The 17,190-nt window shown below is 69.7% G+C and carries 15 protein-coding genes; 3 read left to right on the top strand and 12 right to left on the bottom strand.

Going from position 1 to position 17,190, the window contains the following annotated elements; translation table 11 throughout:
* A partial coding sequence (locus tag G3N92_RS12110; RefSeq protein WP_206127710.1) for a Na+/H+ antiporter occupies window positions 1–1,225 on the bottom strand: 1,225 nt, incomplete at its 3' end.
* 278 nt (window positions 1,226–1,503) lie between these two features.
* Between G3N92_RS12110 and G3N92_RS12115 the strand changes: the two genes are divergently transcribed.
* Window positions 1,504–2,811, top strand: coding sequence for an EAL domain-containing protein (locus G3N92_RS12115; protein WP_206127711.1), 1,308 nt, complete (start codon window positions 1,504–1,506; stop codon window positions 2,809–2,811).
* 76 nt (window positions 2,812–2,887) lie between these two features.
* Window positions 2,888–3,598, top strand: a complete 711-nt coding sequence (locus G3N92_RS12120) for a copper homeostasis protein CutC (RefSeq protein ID WP_206127712.1) — start codon at window positions 2,888–2,890, stop codon at window positions 3,596–3,598.
* Between the two features lie 30 nt (window positions 3,599–3,628).
* On the opposite strand, the gene G3N92_RS12125 is transcribed toward G3N92_RS12120, so the two are convergent.
* The 11 genes from G3N92_RS12125 to aceK form a co-directional block, all read right to left on the bottom strand.
* Window positions 3,629–4,165 carry a DUF6678 family protein gene (locus tag G3N92_RS12125; RefSeq protein WP_241014744.1) on the bottom strand — a complete coding sequence of 179 codons (537 nt, stop codon included), beginning with the start codon at window positions 4,163–4,165 and terminating at the stop codon, window positions 3,629–3,631.
* A 19-nt stretch (window positions 4,166–4,184) separates the two neighbouring features.
* Window positions 4,185–5,264 carry a biotin synthase BioB gene (gene bioB, locus G3N92_RS12130; RefSeq protein WP_206127713.1) on the bottom strand — a complete coding sequence of 360 codons (1,080 nt, stop codon included), beginning with the start codon at window positions 5,262–5,264 and terminating at the stop codon, window positions 4,185–4,187.
* Between the two features lie 35 nt (window positions 5,265–5,299).
* On the bottom strand, window positions 5,300–6,016 hold the full coding sequence (gene bioD / locus G3N92_RS12135; RefSeq protein ID WP_206127714.1) for a dethiobiotin synthase: 717 nt from the start codon (window positions 6,014–6,016) through the stop codon (window positions 5,300–5,302).
* On the bottom strand, window positions 6,013–7,215 hold the full coding sequence (gene bioF / locus G3N92_RS12140) for an 8-amino-7-oxononanoate synthase (RefSeq protein WP_206127715.1): 1,203 nt from the start codon (window positions 7,213–7,215) through the stop codon (window positions 6,013–6,015). Before bioF ends, bioD begins: the two co-directional genes overlap by 4 nt.
* On the bottom strand, window positions 7,212–8,555 hold the full coding sequence (gene bioA, locus G3N92_RS12145; RefSeq protein ID WP_206127716.1) for an adenosylmethionine--8-amino-7-oxononanoate transaminase: 1,344 nt from the start codon (window positions 8,553–8,555) through the stop codon (window positions 7,212–7,214). The genes bioF and bioA overlap by 4 nt, the downstream gene beginning before the upstream one ends.
* A gap of 731 nt (window positions 8,556–9,286) precedes the next feature.
* A complete protein-coding gene (locus G3N92_RS12150) occupies window positions 9,287–10,579 on the bottom strand; it encodes a CocE/NonD family hydrolase (RefSeq protein WP_206127717.1) in 1,293 nt (430 codons plus the stop codon).
* 117 nt (window positions 10,580–10,696) lie between these two features.
* Window positions 10,697–11,125: a YchJ family protein gene (locus G3N92_RS12155; protein WP_339385901.1), complete on the bottom strand. Its 429-nt coding sequence runs from the start codon at window positions 11,123–11,125 to the stop codon at window positions 10,697–10,699.
* Window positions 11,122–11,799 carry an SDR family oxidoreductase gene (locus G3N92_RS12160; RefSeq protein WP_206127719.1) on the bottom strand — a complete coding sequence of 226 codons (678 nt, stop codon included), beginning with the start codon at window positions 11,797–11,799 and terminating at the stop codon, window positions 11,122–11,124. Before G3N92_RS12160 ends, G3N92_RS12155 begins: the two co-directional genes overlap by 4 nt.
* Before the next feature lie 50 nt (window positions 11,800–11,849).
* Window positions 11,850–13,043 carry an acetyl-CoA C-acetyltransferase gene (locus G3N92_RS12165; RefSeq protein WP_206127720.1) on the bottom strand — a complete coding sequence of 398 codons (1,194 nt, stop codon included), beginning with the start codon at window positions 13,041–13,043 and terminating at the stop codon, window positions 11,850–11,852.
* Window positions 13,030–13,806, bottom strand: coding sequence for a carbonate dehydratase (gene can / locus G3N92_RS12170; protein WP_206127721.1), 777 nt, complete (start codon window positions 13,804–13,806; stop codon window positions 13,030–13,032). The genes G3N92_RS12165 and can overlap by 14 nt, the downstream gene beginning before the upstream one ends.
* Window positions 13,807–13,853: 47 nt before the next feature.
* Window positions 13,854–15,653: a bifunctional isocitrate dehydrogenase kinase/phosphatase gene (aceK, locus tag G3N92_RS12175; RefSeq protein WP_206127722.1), complete on the bottom strand. Its 1,800-nt coding sequence runs from the start codon at window positions 15,651–15,653 to the stop codon at window positions 13,854–13,856.
* A gap of 363 nt (window positions 15,654–16,016) precedes the next feature.
* On the opposite strand from aceK, the gene G3N92_RS12180 reads away from it, so the two are divergent.
* Window positions 16,017–17,108 carry an MBL fold metallo-hydrolase gene (locus G3N92_RS12180; protein WP_206127723.1) on the top strand — a complete coding sequence of 364 codons (1,092 nt, stop codon included), beginning with the start codon at window positions 16,017–16,019 and terminating at the stop codon, window positions 17,106–17,108.
* The last annotated feature ends 82 nt before the right edge of the window (window positions 17,109–17,190 follow it).

Here is a 17,190-nt window from a genome sequence, read left to right on the forward strand (position 1 = left end):
TCGAGGCGAGGATCACGCCCGAGGCGATGAAGATGGCGGTGTCACGCCCGGCCAGCGGCGCGCCGTTGCCGAGCGCCACCGGCAGCGACAGCACGCCGGCCAGCGTGACCGCGCCGCGCACGCCGCCCACCGTCATCAGCGCGATGGTGCGAAAGCCCGGCATGCTGCCGCTCAGGCCGCGCCGCGCCGCGCGCAGGCTCGCGATCCAGCGCAGCAGCCAGATCCAGGTGAAGCGGATCAGGTACAGCGCGGCCAGCATCGCCAGCACGTAGCCGATCATCGCGGCCACCAGCGCGTCGCTCTCGTGGTGCGCCGACAGCAGCGCGCGGCCGATGATCTGCGGCATCTGCAGGCCGAGCATGATGAACACCATGCCGTTGAACACGAACTCGATCATCGACCAGGTGCTCTCGGCGCGCACCCGCGCGGCCACCGTGCTGCTGCGCGAGAAGCTCGTGTAATTCATCATCATCCCGGCCGCCACGGCCGACAGGATGCCCGACAGCCCGAAATGCTCGGCGATCAGGTACGACGCGAACGGGATCAGCAGCGTCATGACGATGCCGGGCGCCGGATCGCCTTCCTGCGCGGCGTTCAGGAAGCGCGTGGACAGCGTGCTGAACAGCCAGGCCAGCGCCGCCCCGGCCGCCAGGCCGCCGCTCGCGACGATCACGAAATCGAGCGAGGCCTCGCGCAGCGAGAACACGCCGGTGAGCGCGGCGGCGATCGCGAATTTCAGCGCCACCAGGCCCGAGGCGTCGTTCATCAGCGCCTCGCCTTCGAGGATGTGCATCAGTTGCGGCGGAATCCGGCCCTTGCCAGCGATGCCCGACAGCGCCACCGCGTCGGTGGGCGACAGCACGGCCGCCAGCGCGAACGCCACCGGCAGCGGCAGCCCCGGCACCAGCCAGTGCGCGAAATAGCCGACCGCCACCACCGTGATGAACACCAGCCCGAACGCCAGCATCAGGATCGCGCGCCGTTGCAGGTACAGCTCGCGCTTCGGAATCCGCCAGCCGTCCGCGAACAGCAGCGGCGGGATGAACAGCAGCATGAAGATTTCGGGATCGAAGCTCACGTGCAGACGCAGGCGCGGCCAGGCCAGCACGGCGCCGATGGCGATCTGCACGAGCGGCAGCGGCGGGCGCCAGGGCAACAGACGGATCGCGATGCCGGACAGCGCAACCGCGAGCAGCAAAATCAGGACGGTGAAGACGATTTCCATCGATAGAGTCGGGTTCTCGTAAGGCTGGGAACGGGCGAGTGTAGCGCGCGACGATGAACGGCGTCGTGCCGGCGTGCACCGAGTCGGTGCATTCGAGATCGCAAGGCGGTGCATTGCGCCAACGCCGGCGCGGCTTCGAGCGATTTTCGAGAGTGAGCACGGAGCTTGCTTATACCTGACGGACAACACGGTGGAATGACCGAGGGTGCAATGATGAGCAGCGGATCGATAACGGGTCGCGCGCCGGCAACGGCGGCGGCCATCAGGAGGGACGTCGCATGTTGACCATGCAGCAGGAACGGCCGCTGGCGATGACGGCCCCGGTGTCGTCGGGTTCGCCCTACCGGTTCGAGCGCGAGGTGACGTCCGGTTTCGAGCGGGTGGCGTCGAGCCACCGCGATCTGGCGCTGTCGAGCATGTTTCAACCGATCTTCAGCCTGTCGCATCAGCGCGCGGTGGGCTACGAAGGGCTGCTGCGCGCGCACGACGCGCTCGACCGGCCGGTGTCGCCGCTCGACGTGTTCGGGCAGGCCGCGCGGCGCGGCGAGGCGATGCAGGTCGACCGGCTCGCGCAGGCGCTGCACCTCGAGAATTTCTCGCTGCTCGGCGCCGAGCGCGAGTGGCTGTTCCTGAACGTGCACCCCGGCGTGCTGACCGACCCGTTCCAGGCCGCCGCGCTGCTGGCGAACCTGAAGCGGCTCGACATCTCGCCGCGCCGCGTGGTGCTCGAAGTGCTGGAGCAGCGCGCCGACGATCTCGACCGCCTGGCCGACGCCGTGCAGGCGTTCCGCTCGCACGGCTTCCTGATCGCGCTCGACGATTTCGGCGCGGGCCATTCGAACATCGAGCGGATCTGGCAACTGAACCCCGACATCGTCAAGCTCGACCGCATCATGCTGTCGCACGCGCAGCACCGCAGCGGGCAGATCGCGATCCTGCACGGGCTCGTGACGCTGCTGCACGAGGCCGGCAAGCTGGTGCTGATCGAGGGCATCGAAACCGAGCACGACGCGCAGGTCGCGCTCGCCTGCGAGGCCGATTTCGTGCAGGGCTACTTCTTCGGCCGGCCGGCGGCCGGGCTGACCGACGGCGCCACGGCATCCGCCTGCATCGGCGAGCTGACCGAACGTTACCGGCTGCAGACCGAGGCGCGCGAGCGGCGCGACGCGCAGCGCATCGCGCCGTATCTGCGCGCGTTCGAGCGCGCGGCCGAGCGGCTCGCGGCCGGCGAATCGCTCGACGAGGTGTGCTGGAACTTCCTCGCGCTCGACGACGCGGCGCGCTGTTTCCTGCTCGATGCGCACGGCCGTCAGGCGGGCCGCAACGTGGTGCTGCGCGCCGATCGCGCGTCGCACGAAACGCGCTTTTTGCCGCTCGCCGACGCGCAGGGCGCGAACTGGCTGCGGCGGCCGTATTTCCGCGCGGCGATCGCCGAGCCGAATCGCGTGCACGTGACCAAGCCGTATCTGTCGATCAACGAGGCGCTGCCGTGCGTGACGCTGTCGATCGCGGTGCGCGGCGCCGACGATGCGCTGCACGTGCTGTGCGGCGACATCGACTGGCACGAAGGGGTGTGGACCGCCTGAGGCGAGCCGGGCGCGGCGTGGGGGGCGGCTTCTCGGTTACGATGCCGGTTCCGCCGACCCAACCGGAGCCGCCTCCATGCCTGCCGCGCCGATTCTTCTCGAAGTCATCGCCACCACGCTGTCCGACGCGCAGACGGCCGCGCGCGCGGGCGCGGATCGCATCGAACTCGTCACCGGCCTGGCCGAGGGCGGCCTGACGCCGAGCATCGGCCTGATCGAGGCCGTCACGGCCGCCGTGTCGATTCCCGTCAACGTGATCGTGCGCCCGCATGCGCGCGGTTTCGTCTACGCCCCGGACGAGCTGGCTATTCTCGAACGCGACACGCGCGCCGCGGTGGCCGCCGGCGCCTCGGGTATCGTGTTCGGCGCGCTGAACGCGCAGGGCGACATCGACACGGCCGCGCTGGCGCGCATCGTGGACGCCGCCGGCGGCAAGCCGCTCACGTTCCATCGCGCGTTCGACGTGTCGCGCGATCTCAACGCCGCGTTCGATACCTTGCTGAAGACCCCCGCCGTCACCAACGTGCTGACCTCGGGCGGCCATCCGTCGGTGCTGGCCGGGCGCGACGCGGTCACGCGCCTGGCGCGCCGCGCCGCCGGGCAATCGTGCGAAGTGCTGGCCGGCGCGGGCCTGACGGCCGACAACCTCGGCGAATTCGTGCGCATCACGGGCGTGCGCGCCGTGCACCTCGGCTCGGGCGTGCGCGAGCGCGGCGAGACGTGGGGGCCGGTGGATGCGCGGCTGGTGGCGAAGGTGCGGACGACGCTGGATGGGGTGGGGCGCTGAGGCGGCGAGCGTGAGCGGCCGCCGGTCGCGCTATCCGGCCGGTGGGAAATCTTCGTAGCACTTCGGCGCGTAGCCCCAGATTCGCGCGACGTCTCCACGCACTTCGAATTCGAAGCCGATCTCGGCGAGCTTGCGCGAGATCGATTCGGTGTGATCGAGGCGCGGCGCGTAACGGGTTTCGCCCGGTTCATGCAGCCCGATGTCGAGCCACGCGACGCCGACGAACGGTAGCGGCAAGTGATAGAGCCACTCGGCATCCCAATCGGAGATGTGGCCAGTCACCCATTTCGATCGGTACGAAGGGCGCCAGCCGTCCTTGCCGCGCATGTACGCGATCAGCTCGTTCCACTTGGTGTTGTTGGCCAACGATCCGGAAAAGGTCCGGCGTGCCTGGGCCACGATTTTGTCCTTGTTCTCGCCGCGCGGCACGGATTGGGCAGTTGGATAGGGCGGCATGGTCGGTCCGTTCGAGCGGAAGGGAATGGCGATGCTAGCGTGAATCGCGACGATCCGGCCACCCCCAAACAAAACCGGCGCACCCAACCGCGGTGCGCCGATTTCATTCAAGCGAAGCGAACTAGAAAACTCAGTTCGCCACCGGCCCCGGCGCGTGCGCGCACTTCACCGCATCGGCCTTCGCATCCACCGGCATCTGCTGCGCCGCTTCCGCGCGCATGCCGAGCCGCGCCAGCAGGTCGCGATCCTTCTGCGCCTGCGGGTTGCTCGTCGTCAGCAACTGATCGCCGTAGAACATCGAGTTCGCGCCGGCCATGAAGCACAGCGTCTGCATCGAATCGTCGAGCTGCTCGCGGCCGGCCGACAGACGCACCATCGCCTTCGGCATGGTGATCCGCGCCACCGCAATGGTGCGCACGAATTCGAGCGGATCGAGCGGCGCGGTGCCTTCGAGCGGCGTGCCCGGGATCGCGACGAGGTTGTTGATCGGCACCGATTCCGGATACGGGCTCATGTTCGCGAGCTGCGTGATCAGGCCGGCGCGTTCGCGGCGCGATTCGCCCATGCCGATGATGCCGCCGCAGCACACGTTGATGCCGGCGTCGCGCACGCGGTCGAGCGTGTCGAGGCGGTCCTGGTAGGTGCGCGTCGAAATCACCTGGCCGTAGAACTCGGGCGAGGTGTCGAGGTTGTGGTTGTAGTAGTCGAGGCCGGCTTCCGACAGCGCCTCGGCTTGACCATCGTCGAGCATGCCGAGCGTCATGCAGGTTTCGAGGCCCATCGCCTTCACGCCGCGCACCATCTCGGCCAGCGGCTCGATATGGCGTTCCTTCGGGCTGCGCCACGCGGCGCCCATGCAGAAGCGCGTCGCGCCGTTTTCCTTGGCGGCGCGCGCGGCGTCGAGCACGGCGTCCACATCCATCAGCTTGCTGGCCTTCAGTTCCGTCTCGTGATGCGACGATTGCGAGCAGTAGCCGCAATCTTCCTCGCAACCGCCCGTCTTGATCGACAGCAGCGTGGAGAGCTGGATCGCGTTCGCGTCGAAATGCTCGCGGTGCACCTGTTGCGCGCGGAACAGCAGATCGTTGAACGGCAGCTCGTAGAGCTTGACGACGTCGGCGACGCGCCAGCGCGGCGAGGCCGGCGCGGCGATGGTCACGGCGTCGGGCGTCTTGGCGGCGTCCGTGGCGGCGGTGTGGGCTTGGGTCATGGTCGGGAGTCCTCGTAAGAGCGGGGAACGAACTGTTAGGGCCGCGCGGCGCGCAGCGCCGTCAGCAGCCGGTCGATGTCGAGTGCCGCGGCGGCCTGGTCGGGCGCGGGCGGCGTCATGTGGGCGATTTCGCCGATCAGCGGCACGCCGTGTTCGCGGTCGAGCCACTGGGCGACGGTGGCGATGTTCTCGTCAGCGTACAGCATGGCCGGATCGACGCGATTCGCGACCCAGCCGGCGATGCGCAGGCCGCGCGCGGCGATCGCGTCGGCGGTCAGCAGCGCGTGGTTGATGCAGCCGAGCCGCACGCCCACCACCAGCACCACCGGCAGTTGCAGCGCGACGGCCAGATCGGCCGTGTCGGCGCTCGGGCCGAGCGGCACGCGAAAGCCGCCCACGCCTTCCACCACCACGATGTCGGCCTGCTGGCAGGCGTGCGCGTGGGCGGCGAGGATCGGCGCGATGTCGAGCGTCACGCCTTCCTGCGCGGCGACGATATGCGGCGCGGCGGGCGCCTTCAGCATGAACGGCGTGCGGATCGCGTCGGGCAGCGCCACGTTGGCGGCAGCGTCGAGCTGGTCGGCGTCCTCGTTGTGCAGCACGCCGTCGCGTTCTTCGGCGCCGGCCGCGATCGGCTTCATGGCCGCGGCGCGCAGGCCGTGCCGCGCGAAGCCGTGCAGCAGCGCGGCCGACACGAACGTTTTGCCGATCTCGGTATCGGTGCCGGTGACGAAGCAGGAGAGCGCGCTCATGCCGCCGCCTCCGCCGCGCCGGCCTCGGCCAGCGCGGCCTCGAGCCGCGCCAGATCCTCGAACGAATGCGCGGCCGACAGCGATACGCGCAGCCGCGACGTGCCGGCCGGCACGGTGGGCGGGCGGATCGCCGGCACCCACAGGCCGTGCGCGTCCATCGCGCGCATCGCGGCCAGCGTGGCGTCGTTCTCGCCGATCACGAGCGGCTGCACGGCGGTGGCCGAATCGATCGGCTGCCAGCGCGTGTTGCGCAGGATCGCGCGGGTGCGCTCGATCAGCGCGGCCAGATGCGCGCGTCGCGCATCGCCTTCGTCGCCGCCGATCACGGCCAGGCTGGCCGACACGGCGTGCGCCACCGAAGGCGGCGCGGCCGTCGTGAAGATGTAGCTGCGCGCGCGCTGGATCATCCATTCGATCAGGGTTTCGTGCGCGATCACGAACGCGCCCGCCACGCCGGCGGCCTTGCCGAGCGTGCCCACGTAGATCAGGTTCGGCGAGCGCAATTGATACGCGGCCGGTGCGCCGCGCCCTTGCGGGCCGAGCACGCCGAAGCCGTGCGCATCGTCGATCACGAGCCATGCGCCGTGCGCTTCGGCCAGCGCCATCAGGCGCGGCAGCGGCGCGATGGTGCCGTCCATGCTGAACACCGTGTCGGTGACGATCAGCTTGGTGTCGGCCGTCGAGGCTGCCAGCAGCGCGGCCAGCGCGTCCGCGTCGCCGTGCGGATATACGTGGATGTCGGCACGCGAGAGCCGCGTGCCGTCGATCAGCGAGGCGTGGTTCAGCGAATCGGAGAAGATCGCGGCGCCGCGGCCTGTCAGTGCGGTCAGCGCGGCGAGGTTCGCCATGTAGCCGGTGCTGAAGTAGAGCGCGCGCGGCGCGTCGCAGAAGCCGCCGGAAAACGCGGCGAGCTCATCCTCGAGCCGTGCGTGGGCGCGCGAATGGCCGCCGAGCAGGTGCGAGCCGCCGCTGCCGGAGCCGTAGCGGCGCGCGCCGTCGGCGAACGCCTCGATCAGCGCCGGATGCGCGGCCAGGCCGAGGTAGTCGTTGCTGGCGAAGCTGACGATCTCGCGGCCGTCCACCGTCATGTGCGCGCTGCACGCCGTGTCGGCGGTGCGGCGCACGCGGCGCAGCCCTTGCGCGTCGAGTTCGGCGATGCCGCGTTCGAGCGCGGCGAGCAGGTTCGGTTTGGCGCTCATGCGCGCACCTCCGCGAGCGTGGCGTCGAGCGTCGCCCGGGTTTGCGCGGCGAGCCAGTCGAGTTCGCCGTCGTCGAGCACGTACGGCGGCATCAGGTAGACGCTGGTGCCGATCGGGCGCAGCAGCAGCTCGCGCTTGAGCGCCTGCTCGAAGAAGCGCCGCGAGAAGCCGCGCGCCTGCTCGGGCTCGAGCGCCACGTCGAACGCGAAGATCGTGCCGCGCTGGCGCAGATGGCGGATCTCGTCGCGCGCGCCGAGCGGCGCGAGCGCGGCGGCCAGGCGCTCGGACTTGCGCGCGTTGGCGGCCAGCACGTCGTCGCTGGCGAACAGGTCGAGCGTGGCGAGCGCGGCGCGGCAGGCCAGCGGGTTGCCGGTGTACGAATGCGAATGCAGGAAGCCGCGCGCGGTGTCGTCGTCGTAGAACGCCTCGTAGATGGCGTCGCGCGACAGCACCAGCGAGAGCGGCAAGTAGCCGCCGCTGATGCCCTTCGACAGGCACAGGAAATCGGGCCAGATGTCGGCCTGCTCGCAGGCGAAGAACGTGCCGGTGCGGCCGCAGCCCACGGCGATCTCGTCGGCGATCAGGTGCACGTCGTGGCGGTCGCACAGCGCGCGCAGGCCGCGCACGTACGACGGATCGTGCATCGCCATGCCGGCCGCGCATTGCACGAGCGGCTCGACGATCAGCGCGGCGATCGAGCCGGCGCGTTCGGCGAACAGCTTGTCGACGTCGGCCAGCGCGCGCGCGGCCACGTCGGCGGCGGTTTCGCCGGGCGCGGCCTGACGCGCGTCGGGCGAGGCCACCACATGCGCGTGGCGGATCAGCGGATCGTAGGCGTCCTTGAACAGCGCCACGTCGGTCACGCCGAGCGCGCCGATCGTCTCGCCGTGATAGCCGTTCGCCACGCAGACGAACTCGCGCTTCTCGCCGCGGCCCGCGTTGCGCCAGGCGTGGAAGCTCATCTTCAACGCGATCTCGACGGCCGAGGCGCCGTCCGAGGCGAAGAACGCATGGCCGAGCGTGTGCTGCGTGAGCGCGGCGAGGCGCTCGGCCAGCTCGATCGCGGGTTCGTGCGTGCAACCGGCCAGCATCGCGTGCTCGAGCGTGTCGAGCTGCGCCTTCAGCGCGGCGTTGATGCGCGGGTTCGCGTGGCCGAACAGGTTCACCCACCACGAGCTGATGGCGTCGAGGTAGCGTGCGCCGGCGCGGTCGTACAGCCAGGGGCCGGCGCCGCGTGCGACGGGGACGAGCGGCATGCGCTCGTGGTGCTTCATCTGCGTACAGGGGTGCCAGACTGCGCGCAGGCTGCGCGCAACCCAGTCGTCGGGTTGTGTGCTCAAAACGGCTCCGGAACGGGACGCGGCGCGGCGGGATTCGGGCGGGCGGCGCCGGAGCGGCCGCGCGGGCGAATCGGCGATGGCGGCCGGGGCGCGTCGGGCTTCGACGGCGGCCGCGCACGCGCCTGCGTGCAAAAACCGCCAGAGGTTATCGCGATTCCGGGCTTGGCGCAGCATCGGTTACAAACCGCGAAAGCCTTGTCGGGCATGGCGTTCGGCGATGTTTGGGGGCGCTGGCGACGGTTCGGGCGCGATGCCTTGAAAAGCCCGGAGATGACGACGGCAATCCGCGGGCACCCGACCGGCGGAAATCGGGCGGCGTGGCGCGTTCGCGGTGCTGGCGAAACGGGGAGGGATCAAGGCGGCGACGTTTGGCGCACGTGCCGATGCGGGGCGGGGCGGTAAGGCGTTGATGAACCGGCGGGGATTGGCGCGTCGCTGCTCGCCGGGCATGCCGTTGCAATACGCAGCGGCGGGGCGTTGACGAACCACGGGAGGGATCGAGACGACGCCGCTCGACGCACATGCCGACGCAACGCGTGGCGGCAAGGCGTTGATGAACCGGCGGGGATCGAAGCGACGCCGCTCGGCACACGTGCCGTTGCAACGTGCGGCGGCGGGGCAGCGACGAAACGATCTCGCTCGATACACGTCTCGAAGCGACGTGCGGCGAATGCCAAATGACGAAAAGCGGGAGAGAAACGCGGCGCGACCGGACGCGGCCGCGGAACCGCTTACCGGCTGGCCAGCGGACGCGCCACGACCGCATCGGCCGGCACAATGGCCTGCGCCGTGGCGGTGGCGTCGTTGCTGCGCCAGACCACCGCGTTGTCGACCGCGTAGAGCCGGCACGGGCCGGTGCCCTGCTTGCGGCAGTTGTCGAGCGCCAGCGCCATCGGATCGTCGCCGCCTTCGGCCCACGACCACGCGCCTTCGGACGACACCGCGAACGCGCGGCTCGGATGCTGGCTCAGGAAGTGACGATAGCCGTCGCGGCCGGCCGCATCGAGGAACGGCACGGCGTTCACGGCATCGATCGAGGCGTAGCCCGAGGCCGACGGCGTGTGCGGGCAGGCCACGGCGTACAGCACCGTGGTGGGCATGTGCAGTTCGGCCAGGAACGCGTTGACCGACGGCCACCACACCGGCACGCCGTCGCGATCGACGATCAGGCGGTGCGCGTCGTCCTTGTAGACACCGTAATCGACGAACAGCGTGCTCGCGCCGTGCGACACGTACGCTTCGCGCAGCCGCTCGACCAGCGCCGGCGACCACACCGAATCGTTGTCGCCGTACATCCACAGCGACGGCACGCGGGTTTCCTCGCCGTACGAATCGAATGCGCCCACCAGGTTCTTCTGCCAGCCGTCGCAGAGGTCCTGGCGCAGGCCGCCCGAGAAATTGATGATGCCGCGCACGCCCTTCGCGGCGACGGTGCCGTAGGCGAGCGAGACGAGGCCGCCGTGCGAGGTGCCGGCCACGACGATGCGGTTCGCATCGACGTACGATTGCTTCGCCATGTAATCGACGGTGGCGCTGACGTCGCGCGCCTGCGCCATGCCGTTGCGCTCGACGTCGCAGCCTTCCTGCACGTAGGTGCCGCCCGAGCCGGCGAAGCCTTCGCGGTTCGGCGCGACCACGGCGTAGCCGCGGCGCACGAATTCGCGCGCGAACGCGATCGGCCGGCTGCGCGGCTGGTCGTGCAGATCGCCTGCGTTCTTGCCGTGATTGAAGACGACGAGGGGGAACGGGCCGGGGCCGTTCGGCTTGAAGACGGTGGCCTCGAGCATCACGGCGCCGCTGCTGTCGGCGGGAATCCGGATGATCTGCTCGTTCATGTCGGCCGTGACCTGCGGCAGGCCCGGTTCGTTGTAATCGAAACGTTCGGCGGCCAGCGCGCCCGCAACGTTTGAAGACGATACCGCCGCCACCGGCACGGACGTTTCGGGCGTGGCAAGCGTGCCGGCCTGGGCGGCCGACAGCACGCACGCCGCCATCCAACCTGCAAACACCTTGCTCCACGCCATGTCGATACCTGCGACCCGATTCGTTTGAAACCGGATCCATCCTAGCCCGACAAATTCAGCTTGTGCAACGCAGTAAAAACCCTTTCTTTATCTGCGTTCCGTGACAGCAGCGTGGATTCAGCGTTCGTTTACATCGCCGTCGATATAGCGCCAGATTCCGTGCTCGTCGCGCGAAAAACGGCTGGTTTCGTGCAGGCGATGGGCGCGCGAGCCTTGCTTGAAGCGCGCCACGAACTCGACGAGCGCGTGGCGCGCGTCCTGTTCGACGTGACGTTTGATGTCGAGGCCGAGCCAGCGCGGGCCGTCTTCGCCGTCGAGATCGGCGGGACAGGTGGCCGGATCCCAGGTGGCGCGGAGGTAATCGGTCGCGCCGAGCACATAGGCGGTGTAGCGCGAACGCATCAGTTGCCACGCGTTCGGCGCCGGCGTGCCGCCGTCGATCAGGGGGCCGCAACAGGCCGCGTACTGCGGCGCGCGCTCGGGCTTGCGGCCCGGCTGCGCGCCGCCGCACGGGCAGGCGGCCGGACGCTCGGGCGACGCGCTCACCACGTCAGTGCCTCGCCGTCGTATTGCAGGAAGCGGCCGTTCGATTTCCCGATGTCGGCGGCGGCCTCGGCCAGCACGCGGCGCATGCCGGTCACGCTGGTTTCGGCGTCGAGCGCGGCGGCGTCGCCGCCCATGTCGGTGCGCACCCAGCCCGGATGCAGCGACAGGCAGGCCGCCTCGCGTGTTTGCAGCGCGGCGGCGCGCACCACGTTGTTGAGCGCGGCCTTGCTGGCGCGATACAGCCAGCCGGTGGTGCCGCGCATGTCGCCGGTGCTGCCCATCTGGCTCGACACGAACGCGAGCACGCCGCGCGCCTCTTCCACGAGCGGCAGCAGGATCGGCAGCAACTGCATCGGGCCGAGCACGTTGGTGTGCATCACGGCGTCGAAATCGGCCGCGTCGATGGTTTCCACGCCCTGCGTGCGCGGGCCGTACACGCCCGACACCACGACCGCGGCGTCGAGCCGTTCGCCGTCGAGCTTCCAGCCGAAGCCGGCGAGCTGGGTGGCGTCGGTCACGTCGAGCGCGTGCGCGGTGGCGCCGAGCGCGCGCAGCGCGTCGAGCGAGGCGGCGTCGCGGGCGGTGGCCAGCACGTTCCAGCCATCGCGCCGGTATTGGCGGACGAATTCCCTGCCGAGGCCGCGCGAGGCGCCGACGATCAGGACGGTTTTCATCAGGAGATCTCCTTGCTGGCGGGGCAGGCGCCCCGCCCGGAATAGCGGGTTCAGATCAGTTCGACGGCCATCGCGGTGGCTTCGCCGCCGCCGATGCAGAGGCTCGCGACGCCGCGCTTGCCGCCGCGCGCGCGCAGCGCGCCGAGCAGCGTGACGAGGATGCGCGCGCCCGACGCGCCGATCGGGTGGCCGAGCGCGCAGGCGCCGCCGTTGACGTTGACGCGTTCGTGCGGCAGCCCGTGCCCGCGCATCGCGGCCATCGCCACCACCGCGAACGCTTCGTTGATCTCGAACAGGTCGATATCGCCGGGCCGCCAGCCGGTGCGCTCGAACAGGCGCTGCAGCGCGCCGACCGGGGCGGTGGTGAAGCGCGACGGCGCCTGCGCGAACGTGCTGTGGCCGGCCACGCGCGCGATCGGCGCGGCGCCGAGCCGTTCGGCCGTCGACGCGCGCATCATGACGAGCGCCGCCGCGCCGTCGGAGATCGACGAGGCGTTGGCGGCCGTCACGGTGCCGTTCGGGCCGAACGCGGGGCGCAGCGTGGGGATCTTGTCGGGGTTCGCGGTGAACGGCTGCTCGTCGCGGGAGACGACGGTGTCGCCCTTCTTGCCGGGCACCGTGACGCCCGCCATTTCCCAGGCGAACGCGCCGCTCTCGTTGGCGTGCTTCGCGCGCGCCAGCGATTCGATCGCGTAGGCATCCTGCGCTTCGCGCGTGAAGCCGAATTCGGCCGCGCATTCGTCGGCGAACGTGCCCATCAGGCGGCCCTTGTCGTAGGCGTCTTCGAGGCCGTCGAGGAACATGTGGTCGAGCACCTGGCCGTGGCCCATGCGCATTCCGCCGCGCGCCTTCGGCAGCAGGTACGGCGCGTGGGTCATGCTCTCCATGCCGCCCGCCACGATCACCTCGGCCGAGCCGGCCAGCAGCATGTCGTGCGCGAACATCGCCGCGCGCATGCCCGAGCCGCACATCTTGTTGATCGTGGTGCAGCCGGTGCCGAGCGGCAGCTTCGCGCCGAGCGCGGCCTGGCGGGCCGGCGCCTGGCCCTGGCCGGCCGGCAGCACGCAGCCCATCAGCACTTCGCCCACCTGCTCGGGCGCCACGCCCGCGCGCTCCAGCGCCGCCGCGATCGCGGCCGCGCCGAGCTGCGGCGCGGTGAGCGGCGCGAACGCGCCCTGGAAGCCCGCGATCGGCGTGCGGGCCGCCGCCGCGATGACGACGGGATCCTGATCAACAGTTGTCATGCTTGGTCTCCTTCAAGGTGTTCGCGACCTGTTCCGCGACATCGGCGAGCTTGGCCGCGTCGGCCGTCACCATGTCGTTGTCGTTCTCCTCGCCGCGCGCGCGCCCGGCCGACAGCGCCTCGACGCAGCGCTGATAGACGCTGGCCTGCTCCTCGGGCGACGACACCGCCATGCCGAGGTTGCGCATGCGGCCGTCGTGCACGCCGTACACGAGGCCGTGCACCGTCAGCGGCTGGCCGCGCGACCAGGCGTCGTTGACGATGGTGGTGCGGCACACGTTGACGACCTGCTCGATCGCGTTCAGCTCGATCAGGCGGCGGTAGCGCGCCTCGCCCACCGGCCATTCGTCGAGCAGCGCGGCGTGGCGGTCGCGCACGTCCTGCACGTGGTGCAGCCAGTTGTCGGCGAGGCCCACGCGGCGGTTGGTCAGCGCGGCGTTGACGCCCGAGCAGCCGTAGTGGCCCACCACCATGATGTGCTTGACCTTCAGGATGTCGACCGCGAACTGCAGCACCGACAGGCAGTTCAGATCGGTGTGGACGACCACGTTGGCGATGTTGCGGTGAACGAACACTTCGCCGGGCGGCAGGCCGATGATCTGGTTGGCCGGCACGCGCGAATCCGAGCAGCCGATCCACAGATATTCGGGTGCCTGCTGATCCTTCAGGCGTTCGAAGAATTGCGGATCGTCGGCGAGCTTGCGCTTGACCCAGGCTTCGTTGTTGTCGAACAGGTGGGAGAGCGGGTGAGTGGTGGCGTTCATCGCGGTGGTCCGTGCAGGGTTTATCGAGTTGAAATCGGGCCGTCGTCTCACGCGGCGCGCGGCGCGGCGCCGGGCTGCGCGAAGCGCGCCGGGTAGCGCACGCAAAAGCGCAGCGACGGGTCGTAAGGGAAAAAATCGGGCAGTTCGCCGCGCTTCACGCGGTCCTGGCTGTCCTGCCAGAGCGCCGTCTCGAAGAAATCCGGGTGCTGCGCCAGAAACGCCTCGCGCACGCGCGGGTCGCCAAGCAGGAACGGCCGGTAGGTTTCGGGGAAGATGTCGCGCGGGCCGACCGAATACCACGGCTCGTCCGACATTTCGTCTTCCTCGTGACGCGGCGGCGGCACGCGGCGCACCGCGCAATCGGTCAGGTATTCGATCTCGTCGTAGTCGTAGAACACCACGCGGCCGTGGCGCGTCACGCCGAAGTTCTTGTAGAGCATGTCGCCGGGGAAGATGTTCGCCTGAATCAGCTCCTTCACGGCATTGCCGTATTCCCTGACGCCGTGCGCGACCTCGGCGTCGCTGCCGTGCTGCAGATACAGGTTCAGCGGCGTCATGCGGCGCTCGATGTACAGATGCCGGATCACGACGCTGTCGCCCTCGTATTCGAGCAGCGACGGCACCTCGTGCTCGAGCTCGCGCAGCAGCGCGTCGTCGAGCCGCGCGAGCGGCAGCGCGACGCTCGAATATTCGAGCGTGTCGGCCATGCGCCCGAGCCGGTCGTGGCGCTTCACGAGCTGATATTTCTCCATGATGCGCGCGCGCGAGGTGTCCTTCGGCGGCGGGAAGCGATCCTTGATCACCTTGAACACGTACGGGAACGACGGCAGCGTGAACACCAGCATCACGAGCCCCTTGATGCCGGGCGCGACGATGAAGCGGTCGCTCGAATGCGACAGGTGATGCAGCAGGTCGCGGTAGAACAGGTTCTTGCCCTGCTTCTGCAGGCCGAGCGACGTGTAGATCTCGGCCTTCGGCTTGCCCGGCATGATCGTGCCGAGAAAGCCCGCGTAGGCCGACGGGATGTCCATGTCCACCAGGAAATACGAGTGCGCGAAGCCGAACACCACCTGCAGCTGCTCGCGGCGCAGCAGCACCGTGTCGAGCGCCAGCGCGCCGCCTTCGGCGTGACGCACCGGCACCGCGAACGGCAGCGTGCGATCGCCGTTGATGATGCGGCCGACGATCCACGCGCTCTTGTTGCGGAAGAACAGCGAGGACAGCACGTGGATCTGGAAGTTGGCCGCCTCGTCGAACGCGCCGAATTCGTCGTCGATCGCCTGCATCAGGCAGGCCGTGTCGCGCGCCAGATCCTCGAACGGCGGCGCGAGCTCGAAGTGCGTGACGATCCGCTCGAGCGTGGCGGCCAGCCCGTCGCGCGCCGGGTAGTAGGCGCGATAGGCCGGCTTCGCGGCCGGCGCGGCGTTCTCGAGGTACTCGGTCGAGATCGCCGGGCGCACGAAGATGAAATCGTTGTGGAAATACGAGCGGTGCAGGATCTTGCAGCACACCGAATTGAAGAAGGTTTCCGCGCACTCGGGTTGCAGGTGCGTGGTCAGCAGGCCGATGTAGTGCAGCTTGATCTGCTGCCAGACTTCGTCGTCGATGGTTTCGGCGTCGTATTCGTCTTCCAGCAGGATCACGCATTCGCGCACGCGCGCGTCGTAGGACGTGATGCGCTCGCGCGCCAGCGCCTGCAGGCCATGCCAGTCGCGGGCCTCGAACCGGGCTTTCGCTTCAATGGCGGCATCCCGGAAGATCCGGTAATGACGATCGAAGTTTTCCAGCATCGTCTGGGCGACATCGAAACCGATTTGCGACGATAGCAGTTTGGGAAAGTGGTGCATGGGCCGTCCGTGCTCGTGGCTGGGCGAGCCGCCATTTTACCGCCGCGCCGGGCGGAAACCTAAGGTGCGCGCGGCCGCGGTGCGGGCGGTACGGGGCCGGATCGGCGAGGATCGCGACGGATGGCGGCATCTTCCGGCAAGCGGCCGGGTTCGGGGGCGATCGTGGCGGGAAATATTTTTGCTGCCCTGGCGTGTCGCGCGCTGCGTCGCGCGCGTGCCGCCCGCGCGTTTGCCTGCGCCTGCGGCCTGGCGCTGCATGGGCCGGCCGCGCGGCCCGAACGGCGCCGCACCACCCGCGCTAGAATCGACCCACACCCCGCCGCCCGATTCCGGCGCAAGACCGCATACAACAGACGAGACGCCATGAACGCCCTGGAACACCAACTCGACTACCCGTTCGCCGACACGCTGCCGCCCGCCGGCGATTTCCTCGAAGTCGCGCCGGGCGTGCGCTGGCTGCGCATGCCGCTGCCGTTCTCGCTCGATCACATCAACCTCTGGCTGCTGCGCGACGAGCTCGACGGGCAGGCCGGCTGGACCGTGGTCGACTGCGGGATCGCATCGGACGAGATCCGCCGTCACTGGGAGCAGGTGTTCGATGCGCATCTGGACGGCCTGCCGGTGCTGCGCGTGCTGGTCACGCATTGCCACCCCGATCACCTCGGGCTGGCCAACTGGCTGTGCGAGGGCGGCGACCGCCAGCGCTGGCAAGTGCGGCTCTGGATGACGCTTGGCGAATACCTGTTCGGCAACGTGATGGCGGCCGGCAACGGCTCGAACGCGGGCGGCCCGGCGGCGGCCGAGCACTTCGCGCGCCACGGCCTGACCGACGAGGCCAAGCTCGACACGCTGCGCAACCGCAACAGCTACTACTCGAACCTGGTGCCCGCGGTGCCGGCGCGCTACCGCCGCCTGCGCGACGGCGACACGGTGACGATCGGCGCGCGCCGCTGGACGGTGGTGACCGGCTTCGGCCATTCGCCCGAACACTGCGCGCTGCACTGCGCGGACGACAAGCTGCTGATCTCGGGCGACATGGTGTTGCCGCGCATCTCCACCAACGTGTCGGTCTTCGATCTGGAGCCCGAAGCGAATCCGCTGCGGCTCTACCTCGATTCGCTGGCGCGCTACGAGCCGATGGCCGAGGACACGCTGGCGCTGCCGTCGCACGGCAAGCCGTTTCGCGGCGTGCGCACGCGCATCCAGCAGTTGCGTGAGCATCATGCGGCGCGGCTCGACGAGGTGCGCGAGGCGTGTGCCGCGCAGCCGATGAGCGCGGCCGACATCGTGCCGATCATGTTCCGCCGCCGCGAGCTCGACGTGCATCAGCTCACGTTCGCGCTCGGCGAGGCGATCGCGCATCTGCACCTGCTCTGGCTGGACGGCGAACTGGTGCGCGAGACGGGCGCGGACGGCGTGTTCCGGTTCCGGCCGGCGCAGGCCAAGGCCGCCTGAGGCGAGGCGTTTCGCGCGTCGCGGCCGGGCAAGCCCGGCCCGAAACGAAAAACGGGCGACGAACCGAGGTTCGCCGCCCGTT

This window comes from Burkholderia sp. Ac-20379, from assembly GCF_017104645.1.
Taxonomy (GTDB): Bacteria; Pseudomonadota; Gammaproteobacteria; order Burkholderiales; family Burkholderiaceae; genus Burkholderia.